General features: G+C 66.8%; 22 protein-coding genes and 1 pseudogene. 14 read left to right on the top strand and 9 right to left on the bottom strand.

What is annotated here, in order from left to right:
• Positions 1-902 (top strand): TRAP transporter substrate-binding protein DctP (dctP, locus tag AB7O82_RS02240; protein ID WP_428618542.1); only part of this gene is annotated, 902 nt, incomplete at its 5' end.
• A 304-nt stretch (positions 903-1,206) separates the two neighbouring features.
• Here dctP and AB7O82_RS02235 read toward each other — a convergent pair.
• The 3 genes from AB7O82_RS02235 to AB7O82_RS02225 form a co-directional block, all read right to left on the bottom strand.
• The gene (locus AB7O82_RS02235) at positions 1,207-2,511 is read right to left on the bottom strand and encodes a TRAP transporter large permease (protein ID WP_428537106.1); all 1,305 of its coding nucleotides are present in this window, start codon (positions 2,509-2,511) and stop codon (positions 1,207-1,209) included.
• On the bottom strand, positions 2,508-3,065 hold the full coding sequence (locus AB7O82_RS02230; RefSeq protein ID WP_428537103.1) for a TRAP transporter small permease subunit: 558 nt from the start codon (positions 3,063-3,065) through the stop codon (positions 2,508-2,510). The genes AB7O82_RS02235 and AB7O82_RS02230 overlap by 4 nt, the downstream gene beginning before the upstream one ends.
• 406 nt (positions 3,066-3,471) lie before the next feature.
• A complete protein-coding gene (locus tag AB7O82_RS02225) occupies positions 3,472-5,289 on the bottom strand; it encodes a CocE/NonD family hydrolase (protein ID WP_428537100.1) in 1,818 nt (605 codons plus the stop codon).
• A gap of 395 nt (positions 5,290-5,684) precedes the next feature.
• Here AB7O82_RS02225 and AB7O82_RS02220 point away from each other — a divergent pair, with 395 nt between their 5' ends.
• Positions 5,685-6,680 (top strand): Bug family tripartite tricarboxylate transporter substrate binding protein, encoded by a 996-nt coding sequence (locus AB7O82_RS02220; protein ID WP_428537097.1) that lies wholly within the window; start codon positions 5,685-5,687, stop codon positions 6,678-6,680.
• A 75-nt stretch (positions 6,681-6,755) separates the two neighbouring features.
• On the opposite strand, the gene AB7O82_RS02215 is transcribed toward AB7O82_RS02220, so the two are convergent.
• On the bottom strand, positions 6,756-8,192 hold the full coding sequence (locus tag AB7O82_RS02215; RefSeq protein WP_428537094.1) for an NAD-dependent succinate-semialdehyde dehydrogenase: 1,437 nt from the start codon (positions 8,190-8,192) through the stop codon (positions 6,756-6,758).
• A gap of 35 nt (positions 8,193-8,227) precedes the next feature.
• On the bottom strand, positions 8,228-9,079 hold the full coding sequence (uraD, locus tag AB7O82_RS02210; protein ID WP_428537091.1) for a 2-oxo-4-hydroxy-4-carboxy-5-ureidoimidazoline decarboxylase: 852 nt from the start codon (positions 9,077-9,079) through the stop codon (positions 8,228-8,230).
• A 95-nt stretch (positions 9,080-9,174) separates the two neighbouring features.
• Here uraD and AB7O82_RS02205 point away from each other — a divergent pair, with 95 nt between their 5' ends.
• The 5 genes from AB7O82_RS02205 to AB7O82_RS02185 all read left to right on the top strand — a co-directional run bounded on the left by AB7O82_RS02205 (position 9,175) and on the right by AB7O82_RS02185 (position 13,956).
• The gene (locus AB7O82_RS02205; protein WP_428537088.1) at positions 9,175-10,425 is read left to right on the top strand and encodes an ABC transporter substrate-binding protein; all 1,251 of its coding nucleotides are present in this window, start codon (positions 9,175-9,177) and stop codon (positions 10,423-10,425) included.
• Positions 10,426-10,635: 210 nt separating this feature from the next.
• A complete protein-coding gene (locus AB7O82_RS02200) occupies positions 10,636-11,517 on the top strand; it encodes a branched-chain amino acid ABC transporter permease (RefSeq protein ID WP_428537085.1) in 882 nt (293 codons plus the stop codon).
• On the top strand, positions 11,514-12,515 hold the full coding sequence (locus tag AB7O82_RS02195) for a branched-chain amino acid ABC transporter permease (protein ID WP_428537082.1): 1,002 nt from the start codon (positions 11,514-11,516) through the stop codon (positions 12,513-12,515). Before AB7O82_RS02200 ends, AB7O82_RS02195 begins: the two co-directional genes overlap by 4 nt.
• Positions 12,512-13,243: an ABC transporter ATP-binding protein gene (locus AB7O82_RS02190; protein WP_428537079.1), complete on the top strand. Its 732-nt coding sequence runs from the start codon at positions 12,512-12,514 to the stop codon at positions 13,241-13,243. Before AB7O82_RS02195 ends, AB7O82_RS02190 begins: the two co-directional genes overlap by 4 nt.
• Positions 13,240-13,956, top strand: a complete 717-nt coding sequence (locus tag AB7O82_RS02185) for an ABC transporter ATP-binding protein (RefSeq protein ID WP_428537076.1) — start codon at positions 13,240-13,242, stop codon at positions 13,954-13,956. Before AB7O82_RS02190 ends, AB7O82_RS02185 begins: the two co-directional genes overlap by 4 nt.
• A 24-nt stretch (positions 13,957-13,980) precedes the next feature.
• On the opposite strand, the pseudogene pcp reads toward AB7O82_RS02185, so the two are convergent.
• A pseudogene (pcp, locus tag AB7O82_RS02180) lies at positions 13,981-14,675 on the bottom strand (pyroglutamyl-peptidase I).
• A gap of 278 nt (positions 14,676-14,953) precedes the next feature.
• On the opposite strand from pcp, the gene AB7O82_RS02175 reads away from it, so the two are divergent.
• From AB7O82_RS02175 to acdA, 3 genes are all read left to right on the top strand, one after another.
• Entirely contained in the window at positions 14,954-16,042 is a 1,089-nt protein-coding gene (locus AB7O82_RS02175) for a transglutaminase-like domain-containing protein (protein WP_428537073.1), read from the top strand.
• A gap of 338 nt (positions 16,043-16,380) precedes the next feature.
• On the top strand, positions 16,381-17,910 hold the full coding sequence (locus tag AB7O82_RS02170) for an adenylate/guanylate cyclase domain-containing protein (RefSeq protein WP_428537070.1): 1,530 nt from the start codon (positions 16,381-16,383) through the stop codon (positions 17,908-17,910).
• Positions 17,907-19,106: a 3-sulfinopropanoyl-CoA desulfinase gene (gene acdA / locus AB7O82_RS02165; RefSeq protein ID WP_428537067.1), complete on the top strand. Its 1,200-nt coding sequence runs from the start codon at positions 17,907-17,909 to the stop codon at positions 19,104-19,106. Before AB7O82_RS02170 ends, acdA begins: the two co-directional genes overlap by 4 nt.
• A gap of 157 nt (positions 19,107-19,263) precedes the next feature.
• On the opposite strand, the gene AB7O82_RS02160 is transcribed toward acdA, so the two are convergent.
• From AB7O82_RS02160 to AB7O82_RS02150, 3 genes are read right to left on the bottom strand one after another with little or no spacing between them, the layout of a single operon-like run.
• Positions 19,264-19,929 (bottom strand): hypothetical protein, encoded by a 666-nt coding sequence (locus AB7O82_RS02160; RefSeq protein WP_428537064.1) that lies wholly within the window; start codon positions 19,927-19,929, stop codon positions 19,264-19,266.
• On the bottom strand, positions 19,929-20,324 hold the full coding sequence (locus AB7O82_RS02155) for an Rrf2 family transcriptional regulator (protein ID WP_428537061.1): 396 nt from the start codon (positions 20,322-20,324) through the stop codon (positions 19,929-19,931). The genes AB7O82_RS02160 and AB7O82_RS02155 overlap by 1 nt, the downstream gene beginning before the upstream one ends.
• A 13-nt stretch (positions 20,325-20,337) precedes the next feature.
• Complete coding sequence (locus AB7O82_RS02150; protein WP_428537058.1) at positions 20,338-20,772, bottom strand: N-acetyltransferase family protein; 435 nt, start codon at positions 20,770-20,772, stop codon at positions 20,338-20,340.
• Between the two features lie 74 nt (positions 20,773-20,846).
• Here AB7O82_RS02150 and boxC point away from each other — a divergent pair, with 74 nt between their 5' ends.
• The 4 genes from boxC to AB7O82_RS02130 all read left to right on the top strand — a co-directional run bounded on the left by boxC (position 20,847) and on the right by AB7O82_RS02130 (position 25,009).
• Positions 20,847-22,508 carry a 2,3-epoxybenzoyl-CoA dihydrolase gene (gene boxC / locus AB7O82_RS02145; protein ID WP_428537055.1) on the top strand — a complete coding sequence of 554 codons (1,662 nt, stop codon included), beginning with the start codon at positions 20,847-20,849 and terminating at the stop codon, positions 22,506-22,508.
• Positions 22,509-22,518: 10 nt separating this feature from the next.
• Complete coding sequence (boxB, locus tag AB7O82_RS02140) at positions 22,519-23,937, top strand: benzoyl-CoA 2,3-epoxidase subunit BoxB (protein WP_428537052.1); 1,419 nt, start codon at positions 22,519-22,521, stop codon at positions 23,935-23,937.
• Positions 23,938-23,992: 55 nt separating this feature from the next.
• Positions 23,993-24,244 carry a hypothetical protein gene (locus tag AB7O82_RS02135; protein ID WP_428537049.1) on the top strand — a complete coding sequence of 84 codons (252 nt, stop codon included), beginning with the start codon at positions 23,993-23,995 and terminating at the stop codon, positions 24,242-24,244.
• A 408-nt stretch (positions 24,245-24,652) separates the two neighbouring features.
• Positions 24,653-25,009, top strand: coding sequence for a hydroxyisourate hydrolase (locus AB7O82_RS02130; RefSeq protein ID WP_428537046.1), 357 nt, complete (start codon positions 24,653-24,655; stop codon positions 25,007-25,009).
• Positions 25,010-25,045 lie beyond the last annotated feature (36 nt).

The following is a 25,045-nucleotide window of genomic DNA, read 5'->3' as shown; positions in this document are numbered from 1 at the left end:
CCCAGAACATCGAGACGCTGCGCAAGTTCCTCGATGAGCGTACCGGCGGAAAGTTCAAGATCCAGATCGGCTACGAGAGCTTCGGCCAGCCCAAGGAGCTGCTCGATCTCCTGAAGGTCGGCAGCCTGGAGATGACCAACATCTGCGCGTCCTACCATCCCGAGAAGCTGCCGGCCTTCTCGGCGCTCGACCTGCCCTTCCTGCCGATCCCCGATCTCGACGTGCAGGAAAAGGTGCACCTGGCGTTCTACAAGCATCCGGTGATCGTCAAGGAGTTCGCCGGCTGGAACGCCATCCCGTACCTGTCGGCAGTGCTGCCGACCAACGAGTTCGTCGGCCGTGGCAAGGCGCCCAGGAAGATCGAGGATTTCAAGGGCATGCGGGTGCGGGCGCTGGCCGGCATCGGAGCTGCCATGACCAAGCTCGGCGCCATTCCGACCTCGGTCGACGCGACCGAGGTCTATACCTCGCTCGAGCGTGGCACTGTCGACGCAGCGGCCTTCCCGACCACCTACGCCCACCAGTCGTACCGCACCTACGAGGTCGGCAAGTGGTACACGGAAAACATGAATCTCGGCAACGTCGCCTGCCCGACGTTGATTCATACCGAGCGCTGGGCCGCGCTGCCGCAGCAGTACAAGGACCTGATGATCGAGGCCGTGCCGCTGGCGCACAAGGCCCTCAAGGTCGCGTACAAGGCAGCGGACGACAAGAATTTCCCGCTGTTCAAGAAGAAGCTCGAGTTCCTCAAGTATTCGCCCGAGGAGCTGGCGGCCTTCCGCAAGGCCGGCGGCGAGCCGGTGTGGGAAGAATGGATCAAGCTGCGCGAGAGCCAGGGCATCCCAGGCCGTGAGCTGCTGAACTTCCTGCTGACCCAGGCCGGCGCCGCGCCGAAGTCGTGATCATGCTCCTCCCCAGCATCTTCGCTGGGGAGGTGTCCGCGTCTTCGCGGACCTGCCTTCGCCGAAGCGAAGCCGCTTCGGCTTCGCGCAGGCAGGCGGAGGGATCATGACTCATGGGACCGCGGGCGTCCCGCCCGCTCATGATTCATGGGAAGAGCGGGCGAGACGCCTGCGGTCCGGAAGACCATGACCCCTCCGCCTGCCTGCGCGAAGCCGAAGCGGCTTCGCTTCGGCGAAGGCAGGTCGCCGTAAAACGGCGACACCTCCCCAGCCGAGCTGCCAGCCTCGCTGGGGAGGAGAGCGACTAACCCGCCGCCTCGAGGATGAAGGTCACGATCTCCGGGAAGGCAGTCAGGAAGCCGATGGTGATAATGTCGGCAAAGATGAAGGGCCAGATGCCACGAAAGATGTCGGCGACCGAGATGTCGGGGCGAACGCCGTTGACCACGAACACCACCAGGCCGACCGGCGGCGACAGGGTGGCAATGCCGTTCAGCTTGACCAGGATGATGCCGAACCAGATTGGATCGTAACCCAGCGCCTCGATCACCGGAAAGACGACCGGCAGGGTCAGCAGGAACATGCCGACGCCTTCCAGGATGGTGCCGAGGATCAGATAGATCGCGTAGATCGCCAGCAGGATGGCGAGCGGCGGCACCTTGAGGCTGGTCACCCATTCGGCGAGCTGCTCGGGCAGGCCGGCGAAGCCCAGGAAGCGCACGAAGATCAGCACCCCCCACACCACGGTGAAGATCACCGCGGTGAGACGCGCTGTCTCGAGCAGCGCGCCGCGCAGCTCGCTCCATTTCATGCGATGGGCGAGGGCGATGACGAACACACAGAGCGCACCGAGCGCACCGGCCTCGGTCGGCGTCGCCCAGCCGAACAGCATGCTGTAGAAGATGATGGCGATCACGAGCACGATCGGCAGCGTTCCGGGCAGCGACTGGAAGCGTTGCGGCCAAGTGTAGCCGCGGATCGGCTTGCCATAGTCCGGGTTGCGCCAGCACATCACCAGGATAATGGCGGTGTAGACGAAAGCCGAGAAGATGCCGGGCGCGAAGCCCGCGACCAGGAGCTTGCCGACCGACTGCTCGGTGATGATGCCGTAGACCACCAGCAGCGCGCTGGGCGGGATCAGCGAATCGAGCGTGGCTCCGGCGGCGACGACGCCAGCCGCCAGGCGCTTGTTGTAGCCGGCCTTGAGCATCTCGGGGATGGCGACCTTGGCGAACACGGCGGCCGCCGCCGTGTTGGCACCCGACACGGCCGAGAAGCCCGCGACGGCATAGACGGTGGCGATCGCCAACCCGCCCGGCAGCCAGCCGAGCCAGCGTCGCGCCGCCTCGAAGGCGGCCTGGGTGATGCCGGCATAGTAGGCGAGATAGCCGATCAGGATGAACATTGGCAGCACGCTCAGCGTGTAGTTCACCACCGAGGCATGGGGCACCACGCCCGCGGTGCGCAGGCCCGGGCCGAAGCCAGAGAGCACACCGAGCCCGAAGGCGCCGATGATCGCCGCGGCAAAGGCTATTCGCACGCCCAGCACGCAGAGCAGGATGAGCAGGCCGCAGCCGATGATGCCGAGAGTCAGCGGATCGAGGCTCATGGCTGCTTCTCCTCGCGACCGATCTCTTCCCGCCCGAGGGCTTCCTCGATCTCGTGCTGCGCCTGCACCTCGATGGTCTCGATCACCGGCACGGCGATCGGCGCGGCATCGGGATGGCGGACCAGCCGGAGGTAGTCGATCGACTGGATCGCCAGGCGAACCCACAGCACGCCCAGCACCAGCGGCACCAGGAGCTTGGTCGGCCAGATCGGCAGCTTGATGTCGATGGTCGAATCGCCGAGCTGCCAGGCGCGCAGGAAGTTCTCCCAGGTCGTCTCGACCAGCACCGTAATCACCACCAGGGCGACCAGCACCGCGAACAGCTCCATGGCCCACATGAAGCGCATCGAGAAGCCGCGCAGCAGCAGGTCCATCCGGATATGGGCGCCGACCCGCTGGGCGTAGGATATGCCCAGGAAGGCGAACAGCGCGCTGGCCTGCTCCATGTAGTCGATGTAGCCGTGAATGGCGGTGTTGAAGGCGGTACGCCCTATCACCTGGAACACACCGACGAACATCAGGAAGAAGATGGCCGCCGCGGCGACGAGATTCATGCCGTCTTCCAGACGCGACCATAGCCGGTGCGCTGCCGCTATCGCGGCGGTGCCGTCTCCTTGCATTGACCCTCCCAGAGCCTGTTCGTTGTCGCCACCGGCCTTTCGCGCAGGCTAACCTCGGCCACGGTTGGGTTCAATGATTGCGGTAGGCGCTCTTCGCGCTCTCCTCCCCAGCTTCGCTGGGGGGTGTCCGCGTCTTCGCGGACGGAGGGGTCATGACTCATAGGACCGCGGGCGTCCCGCCCGATCATTATCTGGTTTGTTTGCGCGGGGGGGACGCCCGCGGTCCCAAGAGTCATGAGCCCCCCGCCTGCCTGCGCGAAGCCGAAGCGGCTTCGCTTCGGCGAAGGCAGGTCGCCGTATGACGGCGACACCTCCCCCGCGAAGCTGGGGAGGACAAGATTCACCCCGTCGGCAATTCCAGCATCGTGGCTTGCTCGCCGCCGCTCAGCAGCGTCAGCAGCGGCGGGCGACCGTGCGGGGTCTGCACGAAATGATCGGCATCGCTGCCAGCGATCGACAGGCGGATGCGGCTGCCCTGGGCGAAGCGCCACGAGGTCGGCAACAGGGCGAAGCGCACGAGCTGCGGCTCGCCGATCGGCATCGGCAGGGCATCCTTGCGGGCATGGCTGCGCCACGGCCAGGTGGCACGGTAGTTGCGCGGCGCCGGCTGCTCGGCGCGATGGATGGCGCGCAGCACGCCTTCCGTCACGTAGCGCGAAGTGCCATCGGCCTCGACCTCGGCGAGATAGACGAACAACGCGGCGTCCGGCTCGCTCGACGCGATCCACAGCGTCACCACGGGGTGCCCGGCAATCTCGAGGGCTGCCGTGAGCGGCGCGCTGGTGAATCCCGCGAGCCTGCCCTCGCGCTCCGTCCAGTCGGCATAGTAGGCCGTCGCGTCGATGCCGGCGATGCGCTCGTAACGGGTCTGGTTGCCGGTCCCGAGCGAGTAGTCGGCCTGTATCTTCTCGGACGTCGCTTCCATCGGCCGATCAGCGACGAGCGCGCGGCCGGAAGCGGTGAACAACCGGCGGCTGCCGCCGACCGGAGGCCACGCCTTCGCCGCCCGCCATTCCTCGGCGTGCATCGTGAAGTAGTGGATCGGGTCCTCCGCCGCGAGCCCGGTGTCTCGCCCGGCGAGATGCTGATCGAAGAAGCGCAGCACCTCCCCCAGCACCGGCAGCTCGGGCTCGACCCGCCCCCGCCACGGCGAGGCGTTGACCCGGGCGCCATGGTCCCACGGGCCCAGCATGATGCGCCGTTCGGCATTGGGCAGGGTCAACCAGCGGGACAGCGTTCCGTTGGCATAGCCCGCCCCGTCCATCCAGCCCGAGATCGCGTAGACCGCGACGTCCCCGGGAATCTCGTCGAGGTAGGTGCACGGGCTGAACGACGTGCCGCTGAAGGTCGGATCGTAAGGCAGCGTGTCGTCGCGGAACTTGAATTCGCCGATGAAATCCGGCATGCGGAAGTTGGCGAGATGGCCCTTCACCGCTTCGCGCACCAGGGCACCGTCGGGGTCGTCGTCGACCGGCATCGGCCCCAGCAGCGCCGGATCGGCGAAGTAGCCGAACCGCGATCGCAGGTCTCGCCGATCGTGGTCGAGCGCCAGCATCAGCTCGTCGTAGACCTGGGCCAGGCGCTTGATCAGCATCCCGCCCGGATAATAGTTGTCGGCCCAGGTGTCCCATACCGCGAACAGCGGCGCGATCGCCTTCACCGCCGGATGGCCGGTGCTGGCCAGGAAATCACAGGCCGCGCCGAGATAGGAGATGCCAGTGGCGCCGATCCTGCCGTCACTCCACGGTTGCGCCACGATCCAGTCGGCGATGGCGCGGTAGTCGGCGCGTTCGCGCGGCGAGCGGAAGGAATCGCGCGTGCCGAAGCTCGCCCCGGTGCCGCGCGCATCGACCACCACCACGGCATAGCCGCGCGGCACGAACATGTCGCGATACTTGAAGCTGTTGGGCGATGGCTCGACATTGCTGCCGGCCGTCACGGCGAAGCGCCTCACATAGGGCGTGAGGATCAGCACCGTCGGCCAGCGCTTCGACGCATCGCCATCCGGCAGGTGAACGTCGACGGCGAGCCGGCAGCCATCCGGCATGGTCACGTAGACCGAGCTCGGCGTCGGCACCCGGTGCTCGGCGGGACGGTTCGCGAGGTAGCGGCTGGGCGGCACCTTCCAGGCCGAACCGAGGTCGTCACGATCCGGCATGATCGGGTCCTTCTTCTGGCATCGCGGATCAAGTCTCGCCATTCGCCGTGCGGCGATCAAGCACGCTGAGGGGCCGGCGCGATGGTGCGCGCAGCTCCGGCCGGAAACGGCCGCATTCGCGAAATATGGGACGGCGCCTCCCTTGTGGTTCGAGGGCCGCCGCGGTCGCCGAGCTAGCACGCCGCCTGGGCGCCGAGCCTGGATCGTTGCACCCCGTGCAACGCGGCAATAGTGATGTATAAGCAGCGTTGCGTTGCGTAGGTGCGTTTCCTCGGCTGTTCCGGCGATCAAGGCTCCGTTCGCGTCACAATCAAAGCGAGCGGAAGCGCAACGCAATAGAGCCTGACAGCCCGGGATGCCGCCAATCAAGAAACTGGTATCCGGGAGGCTTCGGTATGGTCAGGCGTTTTGCGTCGCGTCGTCGCGTGATAGCCGGCATGGCCGGCGTGCTCAGCAGTCCAATGATCGCCTCCGGCATCGCCCGGGCGCAGGCCAACTGGCCTAACAAGTCGGTTCGCTACATCAACCCCTTTCCCGCTGGCGGGGCCACCGATGTCCTGTCGCGCCGCATCTGCCAGGAGCTCAGCGAGCTGACCGGCCAGCAGTTCATCGTCGACAACAAGGGTGGATCGGGCGGCAATGCCGGCACCGACACGCTCGCCAAGTCGGCGCCCGACGGCTACACGCTCGGCCTGCTCAGCATCGCCCCGCATGCCATCGCGCCGACGCTCTATGCCAGGCTGCCGTTCAACGCCGACACGGACTTCACGCCCATCAGCATGTTCTGGTCGCTGCCCAACATCCTGATCGTGAAGCTCGACATTCCCGCCACCACCGTTCCCGAGCTGATCGCGCTCATCAAGGCCAATCCGGGAAAGTACTCCTTCGCCTCCGGCGGCTCGGGCACCACCCCGCACATTTGCGGCGAGATGTTCAAGCAGCGCGCCGGCCTCAACATGTTTCACGTGCCCTATCGTGGCGGCGCGCCGGCGCTGCAGGACCTGCTGGCCGGGCAGATCGACACGATGTTCGACAACATTCCCGGCCCGGCCGCCCAGGTTCGCGCCGGCAAGGTCCGGCCACTCGCTGTCACGTCGACGGAACGAAGCCCGATCGCGCCCGAGGTGCCGACCATGTCGGAATACATGCCGGGCTTCCAGATGACGTCGTGGGGCGGCCTGTGCGGACCGGCAGGCCTGCCGCCGGCGATGGTCGAGAAGGCCTCCGCCCTGGTGAAGAAGGCCCTGCAGAGCCAGGCCCTCGAGACCGCCTTCCTCGCCCAGGGAGCAACGACGCTCTACAGGACCCCGGCCGAGACCGTCGCGTTCCGCCGTTCCGAGGAAGCGATGCTCGCGCCGATCATCAAGGCGTCGGGCGCGAAGGTGGATTGATCGCGCCAACGATCTTCCTCCCCAGCGAAGACGCTGGGGAGGAGAGCATGACGGGACGGGCGGCGGTGCCGCTCGTCACATGCCGAGCTGGCTCACGAACTTGGTGTTGAGGTAGCCCTCGAGCGCCTCGACGCCACCTTCCGAGCCGTAGCCCGAATCCTTGACGCCGCCGAACGGCACTTCCGGCAGGGCGAGGCCGTGGTGGTTGATCGACACCATGCCGCTTTCGAAGGCCGCGCCGATCTGCGCCGCTGTCTTGGTGTTCTTCGTGTAGGCATAGGCCGCAAGGCCCCAGGCCAGGCGGTTGGCTTCCTTGACCACGCCGTCGAGGTCCTTGAACGGCGTGATCGGCGCCAGGGGACCGAACGGCTCCTCGTTCATGATCCTGGCGCTGAGCGGCACGTCGGTCATCACCGTGGGCTCGTAGAAGTAGCCCTTGTTGCCCTTGCGCTGGCCGCCGGTCTGGATCTTGGCGCCCTTGGCGATGGCGTCGCTCACGAACGAGTCCATGGCGTGCAGGCGGCGCTCGGCGACCAGCGGCCCCATCTTGGTGTTGGGCTCGAGGCCGTTGCCCACTTTCATATTCTTGGCAAACGCAGTGAAGCGCTCGACGAACTCGGGATAGACCTTCTCGTGCACCAGGAAGCGCGTCGGCGCGACGCAGACCTGGCCGGCGTTGCGGAATTTGTTGGCGCCCAGCACGTTCACCGCCTGCTCGAGGTCGGCGTCATCGAACACGATGGCCGGCGCATGGCCGCCCAGCTCCATGGTGACGCGCTTCATGTGCGCGCCGGCGAGTGCCGCGAGCTGCTTGCCGACCGGCGTGGAGCCGGTGAAGGTGATCTTCCTGATGACCGGATGGGGAATCAAGTACTCGCTGATCTCCGACGGCACGCCGTAGACGAGCTGGATCACGCCAGCCGGCACGCCGGCGTCGACGAACGCCTTGATGAGCTGGGCGCACGAGCCCGGCGTGTCTTCCGGCCCCTTGATGATGATCGAGCAGCCGGTGGCGAGCGCGGCCGAGGCCTTGCGCACCACCTGGTTGATCGGGAAATTCCACGGCGTGAAGGCGGCGACCGGACCTACCGGCTCCTTGATCACCATCTGGTACACGTTCTCGGCCCGCGCCGGCACGATGCGACCGTAGGTGCGGCGGCCTTCCTCGGCCATCCAGTCGATGATGTCGGCGGCGAGACCGGTCTCGATCTTGGCCTCGTAGAGCGGCTTGCCCTGCTCCGTGGTCATGATGGTGGCGATCTCGTCGAGGCGCTGGCGCATGAGATCGGCTGCCTTGCGCATGATCTTGTAGCGCTCGTAGGCCGAGACCTTGCGCCACTGCTTGAAGCCCTTGTCGGCGGCGGCGAGCGCGCGATCGAGATCGCTCTTCTCGGCATGCGCTACCTGGCCGATCACTTCCTCCGTCGCCGGGTTGATCACGGGAATCGTCCGCCCGTTGGCGCCCTTGGTCCAGGCGCCGTCGATCATCAGCGAGACATCGCCATAGGTCATTTGGAACTCTCCTTCTCCTCTTAAGAGTGTTGCCCTCAGCTGCCGCGATAGGTCGAGTAGCTCCAGGGCGTGCAAAGCAGCGGCACGTGATAATGCCCCTCGGGCTCGGCAATGGAAAAGCGCAAAGGGACGATGTCGAGGAACGGCGGATCGCCGCTGTCGATGCCCCTACTGCGGAAGTGGTTGCCGATGGCGAAGCGCAGCTCGTACCGACCAATTGGCAACGGACGGCCGCCGATCAAGGGACTGTCGGTGCGGCCATCCGCGTTGGTGATGGCGTTCGCGATGCGGTGGGCGCGCTCGCCGGCGAACTCGTACAGCTCGACAGAAATGCCGACGGCCGGCCGGCCGGCGTGGGTGTCGAGCACGTGGGTGCTGAGGCGACCATTGACCTGCGGCATGCCCTCGCCCGTGACCTTGGCGGAAATCCGAAGCCGCGTGATGTAGAACACTTCCTGCAGGGCGGCGGCGAATTCGCTGGCGGCATCGTTGCCAAGGCGGCGTTCGAAGCACGCCAGGATCGAGTCGCGGGTATGCCGGCGCACGCAGATCATGAAGGGAAAGCCGAACCTGGCCTTGTAGGCGTCGTTCAGGCGATGAAAGCGATCGAACTCCTCGTCGCTCAACGTGTCGAGGCCGACGCTCGCCTGCTCGTTCCGCGAATCGCGGGTGACGGCGCCGGCGCGCGCCGCCTTGCCAGCGAGGTCGGGATGGCCGTTCAGGAACGCAAGCTGCTGCGGGCGCGGCGCCGCCCGCACCGCGCCCATCAGCGCCTCGTGCAAGGCGGTTACCAAGGCGAAAGGACGTTTGGTCGCGGCCGCTTCGGCAACCCACGGGGCATGCTCGAAAGTCTCGCCGATCGCGGCAACGAAGGCCGCATCACTCATTCCATTCAGCTCGGACAGGGCCAGCGTCATGCCGGTCGACCTAGCACGGCGGAAGCCCCGTCTCTATAGTCCGCCCGGATTTTCACGGAGCCCGCATGACCCGCCACGATCGCTTCACCCGCCGCCGTCTCGGCAAGGTCGCGCTGGCCGGCGCCACGCTGCTCGGTGCGCCGGTGCCGCTGCGTCATGCGGCGGCTCAGGCGCCCGCCAACCTCAAGGTCGCGCTGCTGCTGCCGACGTCCGGCCTGCAGGCGCAGATCGGCCAAGCCTGCCGGCGCGGTGCCGACGTCGCCAACGACGTGTTCGCCGACATGAAGATGGGTGTGAAGCTCGACATCGTGAACTACGACACCGAGACCAAGCCCGACGTCGCGCGCACCCAGGCCGAGAAGGCGATCGATGCCGGCGCCCACCTGCTGGTCGGCGCCTTCGATTCCGGCCAGACGATCGCCATTGCCCAGGTCGCCGAGCAGCGCGGCATTCCGCTAGTCGTCAACATCGCGGCGGCGCCGCAGATCACCGAGCAGGGCTACAAGTTCGTCGTCCGCAACTTCCCGACGGCGCCGATGCTGATCACCGGCGCGCTGGCGCTGCACAAGGAGGTGTTCAAGGTCTCCGGCACGACGCCCAAGACCGCGGTGCTGATGAGCGTCAACGACACGTTCGGCACGGCGATGGTGAACGGCGTCAAGGCGCTGTTTTCCAAGCTCGACATGCCTTACGAGCTGCTCGACGTGATCACCTATGACGCCGCGGCCAAGGATCTGTCGGTCGAGGTGGCCAAGGCCAAGGCGACCAGGGCCGAGCTGCTGCTGCCGGTATGCCGACTCAACGACGCCAAGCTCCTGGTGCAGGAGATGGTCAAGCAGCGCTGGGAGCCGATGGGCGTGATGAATCCCGGCGCGCCCGGTCTCTACGAGCAGGACTTTCTCAAGACCATGGGCAAATACAGCGACTTCCTGATTTCCAACGTGCCGTGGCTCGATCCGCGGACCGAGATGACCAAGGCGCTGGAGAAGCGCCACCTCGCGAAATTTCCCAAGGACCAGCTCGACCTCAACGGCGGCTTCACCTTCGAGGGCATGCTGGTCGCTGCCCATGCCTGGCTTGCGGCAAAGTCGACCAAGCCCGGGGATCTGATGGAGGCACTGCGCAAGATCAGCATCGACCAGCACGTCATGGTGGGCGGCCCGATCCGGTTCGACGCCAAGGGCCAGAACGTCGACATCAAGGCGGCCGCAGTCGAGAACCTCAAGCGCAAGCCAACCGTCGTCCTGCCGCTCAACTCGGCCAGCGCCCCCCTCGTCTTCCCGATGCCCGGCTGGAACGACAAGCGCCGGACGTGAGGGCTCTTTCATTTTCCTCTCCCGTCTTACGGCGGAGGCGCCCCGTCATACGGGGCGGAGGGGTCATTCCTCTTGGACCGCGGGCGTCCCGCCCGTTCATGTTTATGAGCATGAGCATGAGCGGGCGGGACGCCCGCGGTCCAAGAGGAATGACCCCTCCGTCGCCGTAAGACGGCGCCACCTCCCCAGCAAAGCTGAGGAGGAATGGTAGTGACCTCCGACTTCCTCCTCGCGCTCGCGCAGGCCGTCACCAAGGGGCTGCTCACCGGCATGGTCTACGGGCTGATGGCGCTTGGCCTGTCGGTGATCTTCGGCGTCATGCGGGTGGTCAACTTCGCGCACGGCGAGATGATGGTGGTCGGCATGTATCTCACGTGGATGGGGTTCGAGTACCTGCAGATCTCGCCGGTGTTGAGCCTGCCGCTGATCGCCGCCCTGTTCTTCGGCGCGGGCTACCTGCTGCAGCGCGGGCTGATATCGCCGTTCATCGGCCGGCCCGAGCATCAGCAGTTCCTGCTGCTGCTGGCCGTCGCCATCCTGCTGGTCAATGGCTGCCTCGCCATCGCCGGACCCGACTCGCGCGGCGTGCAGATGGACTCGCAGTTCGATTCCTACGAGCTCGGGCCGCTGGTGCTGGATGCGGTGCGCCTTCATGCGGCGCTGATTGCCGTCGCCATCGCGCTGCTGCTCTGGCTGTTCTTCACCCGCACGCGCACCGGCAAGTCGATCCGCGCCGCCGCCGACAGCAACATGGGGGCGCTGGTGGTCGGCCTCGACGTGCGCCGCCTCTACGCCGTCGCCTTCGGCGTCGGCGCGGCCTGCGTCGGCGCGGCAGGCGCGCTGATGATCACCATCATCCCGGTGACGCCCTTCCTTGCCGCCGAGTATACCCTTCTCGCCTTCGTGATCGTGATCGTGGGCGGCCTGGGCAGCATGACCGGCGCCCTGCTGGGCGGCCTGCTGATCGGCGTCAGCGAGGCCGTGGCGGGCCTGCTGGTGCAGCCGTCGCTCAAGAGCATGGTGAGCTTCGGCCTGCTGATCCTGGTCCTGCTGCTGCGGCCACAGGGACTGCTCGGCAAGAGCAATCCATGACCGGCCTGATGCGACGCCTGCTCGGCGCGGCGGCGCCGCGCACCTTGTGGAGCCTGGGCGTCCTGTTCGTCCTGCTGCTCGCGGCGCCCCTGGCGCTCGGCAAGTACTGGCTCTCGGTGCTGATCCTGATTCTCTACTTCGCCTATGTCGGACAGGCGTGGAACATCCTGATGGGGTTCGCTGGCCAGCTCTCGCTCGGCCATGCGCTCTATGCCGGGCTCGGCGGCTACATCTCGGCCGGCCTGTTCTTCCACTACGGCATCGGGCCGTGGGCCGGCCTGTTCGCGGCCGTCGCAGCAGCCGGCCTCGCCGGCGCGATCGTCGGCTATCTCGGTTTTCGCTTCTCGCTCGCCGGCGTCTACTTCGCGCTGCTGACCATCGCCTTCAGCGAGTTCACCCGCGTCGCCTTCGACCACTGGCCGTGGGCCGGCGGCTCGGGCGGGCTGTTCCTGAAGGTCGAAGCCGGCACCGACGTCGCCAACCTGCGCGGCGGTGCGGTGCTCTTCTACTACGTGATCCTCGGCCTCGCGGTCGGCGCCTTCATCCTCTGCCGCGCCCTGCTCGAAAGCCGGCTCGGCCGCTACTGGCTGGCGATCCGCGAGGATGCCGAGGCCGCCCAGGCGGTCGGCGTGCCGGTCCTGCGCTGCAAGATGATCGCCATCGTGATCTCGGCGACGCTGACCGCGCTGGCCGGCGTGTGGAACGCCTTCTATTACAACAACCTGTTTCCCGAGACCGCCTTCTCGATGGGCCGCTCGATCGAGATCACTCTGGCGCCGATCATCGGCGGGCTGGGCACGCTGTTCGGCCCGATCGTCGGCGCCGTGGTGCTGACCGGGCTGGGCGAGGCTTTCACCGACCTCGGCGAGGTGCTCGGCATCCCCGGCATCAAGCAGATCTTCTACGGCCTCGCCCTGCTGGTGATCGTGATGTACCGGCCGGCTGGCGTGTGGCCGTGGCTGGCGGCCAGGCTCGGCTTCTCGGAGCGCCGCTCATGAGCGGCGCCCGTCTCGAGCTCGATCGGCTCGGCAAGCGCTTCCGCGGCCTGCGCGCGGTGCACGAGGTGAGCTTCGCCGTGCCGGCCGGCGCCATCCATGCCCTGATCGGCCCGAACGGCGCCGGCAAGACCACCATCTTCAACATGATCGCCGGCGTGCTTGCCCCCGATGCCGGCGCGGTCAGGCTCGACAGCCGCACGATCTCGGGACTGCGTCCCGACCATGTGTGCGACGCCGGGGTCGGCCGCACCTTCCAGCTCGTAAAGCCATTCAAGGGCCTGAGCGTGCTGGAGAACGTGACGGTCGGCGCCTTGCATCGCCACCGCGAGCTGGCGGGAGCGCGCGATGCTGCCGCACGGCTTCTGGACCGGCTCGGCCTGCATGACCGCCGTCACCAGCTCGCCGAGAGCCTGACCCTGCCCGACCGCAAGCGGCTCGAGGTGGCGCGCGCGCTGGCGACCGAGCCCAAGCTCCTGCTGCTCGACGAGGTCATGGCGGGGCTGCGGCCGACCGAGGTCGACGTCATGGTGGCGTTCCTGCGCGAGCTCAACGCGCGAACGGGCCTCACCATCCTGCTGATCGAGCACGTCATGCGCGCGGTCATGGCGCTTGCCGCCGAGGTCGTGGTGGTGAGCTCGGGCGAGAAGATCGCCGAAGGCACGCCTCAGGAGATCACGCGTCATCGTGCCGTGCTCGACGTCTATCTCGGCGAGCCGGAGGCGTCATGAGCCCGCCGCTGCTCGAGGTGCGCGACCTCGATCTCTTCTACGGCGACGCGCAGGCCCTGGCCCGGGTCACGCTCGACATCGCCGCTGGGGAGATCGTGGCCATCGTCGGCGCCAACGGCGCCGGCAAGAGCTCGCTGATTCGCGCCATCCACGGCATCGAGAAGCCGGCGCACGGCACGGTCAGGCTCGACGGCGCCGACATCACTGGTTGGCCATCCTTCCGGGTCTGCGAAGCCGGCATCGGCCACGTCGCCGAGGGCCGGCAGGTATTTCCCAACCTGTCGGTGCTCGACAATCTCGAGATGGGCGCCACGCCGCGGCGCGCGCGCCCGGGGGCGAAGCAGACGCTGGCGCGCGTGCTTGAGCTCTTCCCTCGGCTGGCCGAGCGGCGCCGGCAGGCCGCCGGCACCCTGTCGGGCGGCGAGCAGCAGATGCTGGCGATCGGCCGCTGCCTCATGGGCCGGCCGCGCCTCATCATGTTCGACGAGCCCTCGCTGGGTCTCGCCCCGGCGATCGTTCAGGAGGTCTTCCGCATCGTCCGGCTGCTGAACGACGAGGGCATCACCATCCTCCTGGTCGAGCAGAATGTGATGGCCTCCCTCAAGCTCGCCCACCGCGGCTACGTCCTCGAGAACGGCCGCATCGAACTCGCCGGCAGCGGCGCCGAACTCTTGGGCAACGACCGCGTGCGACAGGCGTATCTCGGGCTGTAGATTCTCCTCCCAGCTTCGACAGGGTCATGTCATGGCTGGGAGCGCGCCACTCCTGTGGCGCTCTTCCTGCCGATCAAACATCCGATGAGCGCCACAGGAGTGGCGCGCTCCCAGCGCATGACCTCGCCTATATCTGGCGACGGCATCGTTGACGTCCAAGGGGTGCGTGCAGATCGCCTCGATTGCCGCGCGCACGCCGGCCGCGGCGGTGTCCACCGACATGCTGGGGGCGCCCAGGTTGGCCCCGAGGGTGGCAACCTCCGGCAAATACGGAAGATGGATCCAGCCGGCGCGCACGGCCAGCTTGTTCACCGCGATGTGATGCAGGATGCCGTACATCAGATGGTTGCAGCAGAAGGTGCCGCCGACGTCCGAGATGTCGGCCGGGATCCCGGCGCTGCGCATCGCGCGGACCATCGCCCGGATCGGCAGCCTGGCATAGTAGGCGACCGGTCCCTCGGGCGCAGTCAGCTCGCCCTGGATGGTGCGCTCGTCATTGTCGCGCAGCGCATAGCGGGCGCCGTCGTTCAGGTTTTGCACGATCCGCTCCACCGTCACCGGGCGCGACCGCCGTATTCGCCCATCATCGCGACCGCCTCGGGCCGGCTCTCCTCGATCGCCGCGCAAACGACGTCGATGCACTTGAAGAAGGTGTTGGGAACGACGCGCGACACGACCGTCGCGCCGTCGACTTCCCGGCCGTCGAGACGCCGCGCCACCAGTTCGGCCGGATTGACGGGTGTATGGCCAAAGGCCTCGAATCCCGTGACCAGGATCGTCTTCACGTGCTCGATGGTTCCCCCGGCCCGGAACCCCGTGTCAGTTACCGGCGAGAAACAAGATCGAAGAGGCCGACCGGTTGACGACCTCGCTTCTCGCCTGCAACTCTGCTTGCTTTCACGGAAGGATGCTGCCGCGTGCGGTGCGATTTTGGTCCGGGATGGCCGGGCACTCCCGACGTCGGGATGTCCTGTCTCTCCGGCGTGGAAGGAAGAACATGAATCGTCGCGACATGCTGAAGGCCGGCCTCGCAGCAGGCGCTCTCGGTCTTGCGCCGCGCCTGGCGTCGGCTCAGGCTGCGTATACGCCGATGCCCAAGGGCTGGCGCACCTATCAATTGACCACGAGAGTCGAACCGACGGGCGGCGCCAACCGAGTGTGGGTTCCATTGCCGACCTTCGAGGCAGCGGACTGGCAGCGGCCGGGCAACGTCTCGTGGACCGGCAACGCCAAGGTCGCCGAGAGGGCGCGCGAACCCAGGTACGGCGCGGAGATGCTCAAGGTCGAGTGGGCGGCCGACCAGCAGTCGCCGGTGATCGAGGTCGTCGCCCAGGTGCGAACGCAGGATCGCGCGGTAGAGCCTGGCAAGGGTAGCGCCCCGCCGCTCAGCGATGCCGAGCGCCAGCTCAACCTCGCCGCTACCGAGCTGCTGCCGACCGATGGCCTGGTGAAGGAAACCGCCGAAGGCATCGTCAAGGGCAAGAAGGACGACCTCGCCAAGGCGCGCGCGATCTACGAATGGGTGGTCGACAACACGTTCCGCAACCCCGACACGCTGGGCTGCGGCGTCGGCGACATCACCACCATGATCCGCACCGGCAACCTCAACGGCAAGTGCGCCGACCTAAATGCGCTGTACGTCGGCCTGGCGCGCTCGGTCGGCCTGCCGGCGCGCGACGTTTACGGCATCCGGGTCGTGCCTTCACAGTTCGGCTTCAAGGCGCTGGGTGCGGGCTCGGAGAACGTTACCAAGGCGCAGCACTGCCGTGCCGAGGTGTGGCTCTCCGGCAGCGGCTGGACTCCGGTCGATCCAGCCGATGTGCGCAAGGTGGTGCTCGAGGAACCGCCGGGCAAGCTCGCGCTGACGGATCCGAAAGTGATGGCCGCGCGCAACGCCCTGTTCGGCTCCTGGGAAGGCAACTGGCTCGCCTTCAATACCGCGCACGACGTCAAGCTGCCGGGCTCGAAGGAACCAGCCATCGGCTTCCTGATGTACCCGCAGGGCGAGACCAGGAAGGGCTTCCTCGATTCGCTCGATCCGGACAAGTTCAAGTATCGCATCACCGCGCGCGAGCTGACGGCCTGAAGCAGCCGGCTGTCACGCCGCACGCACCGGGGCGGGCCGACCCGGCCTCGCCCCGTAGGCGTTACTGTAAACTAGATTGCAAAGGGACCTCACCCTGAGGAACGGCCCGGAGAGCCGCGTCTCAAAGGGTCGGCAACAGTCAAGGGCGCTGCGACACGACTCTCCAACGATCTCCTGTGCGGCCCATCCTTCGAGACGCACCCTGCGGGTGCTCCTCAGGATGAGGACTGTGTTGGGCTTTTGGCCAAATTTGACGCCTATGCGGCCTCGCCCCGAGGTGATGTGGAAATCCGCGATCGGCACTGTATCGTGGCGGCAGACCAGGTAAGTACCGCCCGATGAGCGACCCGAAGACACGACGCGAGGTGATCGACGTCAAGGCAGTCGACGCCAGGGCGATCGCGGCGATGCGCCACCGCTATCTCCTGGTGGCGACGTCCTGCGCCGCCATCGATCTCGCCTTCTCGTTCGTGTACTACGCCGTGACCGGCGCCTGGGAGTCCGCGCCCCGCAACATCGGCAGCGGGCTGCTGGTTTTCTTCGTCGCGAACTACTTCCTGTCGAGCCGTCTGTTCGAGCCGATCCGGCGCTATCTCGAAGGGCACGCGACGTTCGAGGAGACGCAGCGGCGCATCACCCAGCTTCCCATCCTGACCGCGCGCAACGTCGGCATCATGGCGGCCGTCCTGGTCGTATTCCGCCTGGTCGCCAGCAACCTCACGCCGAACCCGGTGCCCGTCACGCTGCCCGATCTGGTGACGCTGAGCATCATCCTGCCGATCTTCTATTTCACGTACACGTATTTCATCGTCAGCGACTACCTGGGCGGACTCCTGGGCTTCATCTACCGGCACCATGGGCGAAACCTCGAGCTGTTCTTCGGCAGCTACCGGTCGAAGCTGATCGTCGCCTTGGTGGTGATCTCGATCGCGCCCCTGGCGGCGATCGTCGTCGATCTGTTCTCCTATGACGGGGACCGCCTGCGCCTCGAGATCATCAACGATGTCGTCGTGGCGCTGATGGGCATTGCCATCTCGGCCTTCTTCATCGGCCGTTCCCTGTTGCGGCCGATTCGAATCCTCTCGCTCGCCATGGGCAAGGTCGCGGGCGGCAATCTCACCGTGCGGGCCCCGGTGACGTCCAACGACGACATCGGCGCCCTCACCGGCCAGTTCAACAAGATGGTCGAAGGCCTGCGCGAGCGCGAGCGGATCCGCGAGACGTTCGGGCGCTATGTCGATGAAAGCGTGGCGTCCACCATCCTGCGGCGGCAGGGTGAGGGCGTTCTGTCCGGCGAGACCGGCGAGGCGACGATCCTGTTCACCGACATCGCGGGCTTCACCACCATCGCCGAATATCTCGGCCCAAGCGAGCTGGTGGCGGCGCTGAACGAGTATCTCGAGACCGTCCTGGAACCGATCCGGGCGCATGGCGGCGTCGTCAACACCTTCATCGGTGACGGCCTGTTCGCCTCCTTCAACATGCCGCTCGCCTGCGACAGCCACGCCGCCGCCGCGGTGCGCGCCGCCGTCGACATCCAGCGCGCCGTCGGCGACCGGACGTTCGGCAATCCCGGCATCCACTTCGCCACCCGTATCGGCATCTCGACGGGCAATGTGATCGGCGGGTCGGTGGGCGCCGGCCGGCGCCTCACCTTCACCCTGCTGGGCGATACCGTGAATCTGGCGGCCCGGCTCGAGGAGTTGAACAAGGAGCACGGCACGCGCATTCTGGTCTCGCAGAGCACGCGCGAGGCCTGCGGCGATTCCTTCGTCTTCGCAGCATTGGGCAGTGTCGCGGTGCGCGGCCGCAACGATAAAGTCACCGTCTTCAGCATCGACCCTCACGGCCAGGACAAGAACTCATGAATGCAAACGGATTGACGACCGATCAGGTCGACCTGCAGGCGCGCGCGCGCGAGCTTGCCGCCGGCCCGGTGACCCGCCGCGCCGCCGAGGTCGACCGCACCGAGCAGTACCCGTGGGACAATGTCGGCCTCCTGAAGGACGCCCGGCTGATCGGCATGACGATTCCGCAGCAGTACGGTGGCCAGGGAAGGAGCTGGCTCGACGCGGTGCTGGTGATCGAGGCGCTGTCGTCGGCCTGCGCCGTCACCGGCCGCATCGCCGTCGAAACCAACATGGGGGCGATCAGTGCCGTCATGGCGTACGGCTCGGAGGAGCAGAAAAAGCTCGCCGCCGACATGGTGCTGGCGGGCGACAAGCCGGCGATCTGCATCACCGAGCCCGACGCCGGATCGGATGCCAACGGCATGACCACGCGCGCCGACAAGAAGGGCAACCGCTATGTCCTGAATGGCCGCAAACACTGGATCACCGGCGGCGGCGTCTCTCGCCTGCACCTGATCTTCGCCAAGGTCTACGACGAGCGCGGCAACGAGGAAGGGATCGGCGGCTTCCTCGCGATTCGCGACGAGACTCCGGGCCTCAAGATCACCAAGCGCGAGCCGACCATGGGCCTGCGCGGCATTCCCGAGGCGGTAATCGACTTCGAGGAGATGGAGCTGCCTCCCTCGGCGCTGGTCATCCCGCCGCGCGGCCTGAAGAAGGGTTTCGCCGACCTGATGAACGCCTACAACAGCCAGCGCGTCGGCGCGGCGACGGTGGCGCTCGGCATCGCCGAGGGTGCCTACAGGCTGGCGCTCGACTGGTCCGAGGAGCGCCACCAGTTCGGCCGGCCGATCAACGAATTCCAGGGCCTGCAATGGAAGCTCGCCGACATGTCGATCAAGCTCGCCGCGGCGCAGGCGCTGGTCTATGGCGCCGCGCGATCGGGCGAGGCCGGTTTCCCCGACATGCTGCTGGCCGCCCAGGCCAAGGTGTTCACGTCGGAAAGCGCTATCCAGGTCGTCAACGACGCCCTGCAGTTCTTCGGTGCCCGCGGCTACTCCCGCGAGCTGCCGCTCGAGCGCATGGCGCGCGACGTGCGCATGTTCACGATCGGGGGCGGCACGGCGGAAGTGCTGCGCAACGTGGTAGCAGGGGCATTGCTGAAGAAGAAGCTGCCGCAAACGCGGGATGGGTGGGCCGTCAAGAGCTCATAACTCTTCCGGACCGCGGGCATCTCGCCCGCTCACGATGCCCTCCCCCGTAATCGGGGGAGGTGCCCCGTCATACGGGGCGGAGGGGGAAAGCCGCAGACGAGGCCCATGAGATTCCGACGTTGGAACCTCATGAAGCTCGCTTGAGGCCCCTTGCGCCTCATCGCCCGAACCGGCTCCAGGTACCGTTGTTGGAGCGCATCAGCACGAACTCCTTGCCCTTCTTGCCGCCGCCGTCGCGCGGCGTGCAGGTGACCGAGATCCAGGTTTGGTGATCCCAGCGTGCCGCGCAGCTTTCGCTGTCGCAGGGCAGCTGGAACTCGGCTTCCTTCGCGGCCTCCTCGCCGTCGGGTGCGTGGATGACCAGGGTGCCGCGCGGCGGCTGAAGCGAGCAGCCGATGGTGAGGAACTTCGATTTCTCCGAGGTCCAGACCGGCGCGCCGTCGACCATGAACAGGCGGCCGGTCGGCATCATCACCAGCGCGTACCTGAAGTCGTCAGGCGCCGATTTCCTCACGACGTAGAACCGGCCCGCCCGGTCGTAGCGCTCGTAGAGAAAATGGTAGCCGCCGTCGCCGTAGGGACAGTCGACCAGCTCGATCGACTTGCCGCCATCCAGCGCCAGCCGCAGCCGGTCGCCCTCGCGCGACACCAGTTGCTCGTTGGCCTTGATGCGCCGCGCTTCGCGCGGCCACTCCGCGGCAGTGTCGCTCGCGTAGTGCGGATCGACAGGACGGTCGGCCGGAACGCAGGCCGGCTGCGCGCCTGCCGCCGTCGACACCAGCAGGCTGCCAACAACCGACACCAGGAACACGAGGGTGCGCATCACCGCCTCGATTTCAGCATGGTCTCCAGGCTGATCGAGCGCAAGGTAGCCTCGGCGATCTCGTCGATCTCGCTCAGCACGCGTTGCAGGGCGCGGCCGATGTCGGTGCCCTCGCCCGGCTCGCCGGGGCGTTGCCCAGGCGCCGGCTCGAACAGGGCGACGATGTCCATCAACGTCGTGCGGCGGCGGTTGGCGACGAAGCGATAGCCGCCGGTGGCGCCACGCTCGGCGCGCACCAAGCCCGCCGTCGCCAGGGTGCGCAGCACCTTGGCAAGATGATGGGCCGACACGTCGAAGCGCTCGGCCAGGTCGGCGGCGGACAGGGTGCGCTCGGGCTCGCGCGCCAGTTCCAGCGTGGCGTAGAGGCCGAGCCGGGTCGCCGTCTGCAGCTTCACGAAAGCTCCCTCATCAGAGCTCCATGTCGAGCTGCAGCGAGGGTCCGGCCACCATGCCCTGGGCGCGGAAGAACGACAGAATGAGATTGTCCCGCCGATCGACCAGGGTGCGCACCCGCGTCACGCCCTGCGCCTTGAATCGGCCGATCAGGGCCTCGAACAGGGCGCTGCCGGTCCCCTTGAGGCGCAGCTTCGGGTCGACCTGGATGGCGAACACCCAGCCGGCGGCGGGCTGCCCGAACTCCCAGGCCCGGACCTCGCCGACGATGAAGCCCGCCAGCGCGCCGCGCTCGCTCTCGGCCACGAGAAAATGCCGATCCGGCGGGCCACCGGCGTAGCGCTCGAGCATTGATTGCCAGTAGGCCGCCTTGGCCTCCCCGGTCAGACGGGCGTCGAGCGCGGTGATGGCCGGCAGATCGACCGGCTCGGCGGGGCGGACAACGGGCATTGCAGCCAACAATGAGCTTGCGCCGGGAAAAGTAAATAGGTATTTCAGTACCGAATTACGGATATAGGGACCTCATGGCCGAGCCACCTGTCGATTTCCGCACTTCGCCCGACCGCTACCAGCACTGGAAGCTCGCGCTGGAGGACGGCGTCGCCTACCTCACCATGGACGTGAACGAGGATGGCGGGCTCAAGCCCGGCTACAAGCTCAAGCTCAATTCCTACGATCTCGGCGTCGACATCGAGCTGGCCGATGCAGTGCAGCGCCTGCGCTTCGAGCATCCCGAGATCGGCGCCGTCGTCATCCGCTCGCAGCGCGACCGCATCTTCTGCTCGGGCGCCAACATCAACATGCTGGGTCTCAGCAGCCACGATCACAAGGTGAACTTCTGCAAGTTCACCAACGAGACGCGGCTCGCCATCGAGGACGCCACCGAGCATTCCGGCCAGTCCTACATCTGCTCGATCAACGGCATCGCCGCCGGCGGCGGCTACGAGCTGGCGCTGGCCTGCGAGCATATCCTGCTGGCCGACGACGGCTCGAGCGCGGTCTCCCTGCCCGAGCTGCCGCTGCTCGCCGTGCTGCCCGGCACCGGCGGGCTGACGCGCCTCGTCGACAAGCGACTGGTGCGCCGCGACCATGCCGATTTCTTCTGCACCACCGCGGAGGGCGTACGCGGCAAGCGGGCGCGCGACTGGCGCCTGGTCGACAAGCTGATCCCGCCCAGCAAGCTCGCCGACGAGACGCGCAAGATCGCCGAGGAGATCGCGGGCAAGTCGCAGCGCCCGGCTGGCGCCGAGGGCATCGCGCTGACGCCGATCGAGCGTCGCATCGACGGCGACACGATCCGCTACGGCACGCTCACGGTCGAGATCGACCGCGAGCGCCGCGCCGCACGCCTGCGGGTCAACGGTCCTTCCGCGGCGCCGCCGGCCGACGCGGCGGCGATCCACGCGGAGGGCGCGGCCTTCTGGCCGCTGGCACTGGCGCGCGATCTCGATGACGCGATGATGCATCTGCGCCTCAACGAAACCGAGATCGGTACCTGGGTGCTGCAGAGCCAGGGCGACGCCGCGCTGGTCCAGGCCTACGATGACCTTCTGGCGCGCGAAGCAGCCGACTGGCTGGGGCGCGAGATCGTGCTCTACTGGAAGCGCACCCTGAAGCGCCTCGACGTGAGCTCGCGCAGCCTGATTGCCCTGGTCGAGCCGGGTTCGTGCTTCGCCGGCACCCTGTTCGAGCTCGTGCTGGCGGCAGACCGCTCCTACATGCTCGACGGCACTTTCGACGGCTCCAATCTGCCGGCCGCCACGGTCTCTCTGACGGCGATGAATTTCGGCCCCTACCCCATGGGTAACGGCCTGACCCGGTTGGCGACCCGCTTCCTCGCCGAGCCCGGGCATGTCGACACACTCAAGGACGAGATCGGCGAGTCGCTCGACGCCGAAGCGGCCGACCGGCTCGGCTTGGTGACCTTCACGCCCGACGACATCGACTGGGAGGACGAGGTGCGCCTCGCCATCGAGGAGCGCGCCGGTTTCTCGCCCGACGGGCTGATCGGCATGGAGGCCAACCTGCGCTTCGCCGGCCCCGAGACGATGGAGACCAAGATCTTCGCCCGCCTGTCGGCGTGGCAGAACTGGATATTCCAGCGCCCCAACGCCACCGGCGCGGAAGGCGCGCTGAGGCTTTACGGCACCGGCAAGCAGAGCAAATTCGACCGCAAGCGGGCCTGAGGAGGCAATCATGGCCATCGACTACAGCCAGCTCATTCCCAACAACGTCGACCTCGCGAGCGATCGCCGCCTTCAGCGCGCGCTGGAGAACTGGCAGCCGCGCTTCCTCGACTGGTGGAAAGACATGGGGCCGGACGGCACCAATGCCTTCGACGTCTACCTGCGCACCGCGGTGTCGACCGATGCCAGCGGCTGGGCCAATTTCGGCTATGTGAAAATGCCCGAGTATCGCTGGGGCATCTTCCTCGCCGAGCAGGACCCCAACCGGGTGATCGCCTACGGCGACAACAAGGGCAAGCCGGCGTGGCAGGACGTGCCGGGCGAGCTGCGCTCGACATTGCGCCGCCTGATCGTGACCCAGGGCGACACCGAGCCCGCCTCGGTCGAGCAGCAGCGCCTGCTCGGCAAGACCTCACCCTCGCTCTACGACCTGCGCAACCTCTTCCAGGTCAATGTCGAGGAAGGCCGGCACCTGTGGGCGATGGTCTACCTGCTGCACGCCTATTTCGGCCGCGACGGCCGCGAGGAGGCGGAGGCGATGCTGGAGCGCCATTCGGGCGATCCCGACAAGCCGCGCATTCTCGGCGCCTTCAACGAGAAGACGCCGGACTGGCTATCGTTCTTCATGTTCACCTATTTCACCGACCGCGACGGCAAGTACCAGCTCGCCTCGCTGGCCGAGTCCGGTTTCGATCCGCTGTCGCGCTCCTGCCGCTTCATGCTGACTGAGGAGGCGCACCACATGTTCGTGGGCGAGACCGGCGTCGGCCGCATCATCCAGCGCACCTGCGAACTGATGAAGGAGAACCGGACCGACGATGCGCGCAGCCTCGGCGCCATCGATCTGGCGACCATCCAGAAGTACCTGAACTTCCATTACTCGGTGTCGCTCGACCTGTTCGGCCAGGAGGCGTCGACCAACGCCGCCAACTACTACACGATGGGCGTCAAGGGCCGCTTCCTCGAGACCCGCATCGACGACGACCATGTGCTGAGCGACGCGACCTTCGACATCGACAGCGTGGAGGACGGCCGCATCGTCAGGAAGACCGTGCCGGCGCTGCAGGCGCTGAACGAGCGGCTGCGCCAGGACTACATCGAGGACTGCGCCCGCGGCGTGGCGCGCTGGAACAAGGCGATCGAGAAGGCCGGCATCGATTTCGAGATGAAGCTGCCGCACCGCGCCTTCAATCGCCGCATCGGCGCCTTCGCCAGCCTGCGCGTCTCGCCCGACGGCAAGGTGCTGAGCGAGGCCGACTGGCAGGCCAACCAGGCCAGGTGGTTGCCGACCGATGAGGACCGCGCCTTCGTCATCTCCCTGATGGGCGGCGCCGTGGTCGAGCCCGGCAAGTACGCCAACTGGATCGCCCCGCCGGCCCGCGGCATCAACGGCCAGCCGATCGACTTCGAGTACGTGCGGTTCAACTGATGGTGGTATCTTGCGCGGCACTGCCAATACACTCGCCTTCCCAGGGAGGAAGGCCATGCCGATCACTGACATCGACCTGACTTCGCTCAGCATCGACGAGCGACTGCGCCTGATCGAGCGGCTTTGGGACAGCATCGAGCAATCCGCGGCGGCAGCCAACAGCGAAGCGGCGAAGGTGCTTTCGACGTGGTCTGCCATGGACGAGGACTTCGTGGCAGAGCTGGAGCGTGATGCAGATGAAGCCGAGAAAGACCCGGACAGCACGACATCCTGGGAGAGTCTCCTCGTCGAGCTGAAGCATAAGTAGGGATGAGGTCAGTTCAGCTATCCCGTCGAGCGGCACGCGAGTGGCGAGAGCTCGTCTATCGGCTCGCCGCGAATAGCCCGACTGCACCAGTGGACCTTGCAGCCGATCTGTCGAGGATCTTTCAAGCGATCACAATCTTCCCACGCGGCCTGCCAGAAGTGAGTCGCGGCCTACGTCGCGCGGTCGTTCAGAACTGGTCACTCGGCATTTAATATCGTTTGTCACGCGGGGGATAATGGTCGTTGCAATGATTGACCTGCGCCGTGGCCCCTTTGTCATTCGTTCACGCCTTGGCCTGCACGAGGGCGCCCCTGAATTCGGATTCGGTCCCTTTGCAACTTCCGCAGTATCCGCCGTTGAAGATCGTACGGCGCCTCCACGAGCGGCTACCGAGTCAGCCTGTTCGAAATGAAGGCCGGCGGCATTTCCCTTCATGTCTATGACGTCTCGCGCGGCCTTCCCGCAGCCGGGCTCCGGGTCGAGCTGAAAGGACCGGACGGCGGCACTCTCGCCGCCGGTGCCGTCGGCGCAACGGGCTCGTTCGAACACCCGACAGTGCGCGGCGAAGGGTTGCGCGAGACCGGCCTCTACGAGGCACTTTTCCATATCGGCACCTGGTATCGCAGCCGAGGCATGATGCTGCCGACGCCAGCCTTTCTCGAGATCGTTTCCTACCGCTTCGGCATCGCCGATCTGACGCAGCACTATCATCTGCCGCTCAAGATGACGCCGTGGGGCTTTTCACTTTTTCGTGGTGGCGCGTGACTGTGGGCATGCCGCTTGCTTTGCTTGCGGCATGGA

This window comes from Reyranella sp. (assembly GCF_050185545.1).
In the GTDB taxonomy this organism is placed as follows: Bacteria; Pseudomonadota; Alphaproteobacteria; order Reyranellales; family Reyranellaceae; genus Reyranella.
This window is presented reverse-complemented; position numbering and strand designations above follow the sequence as displayed.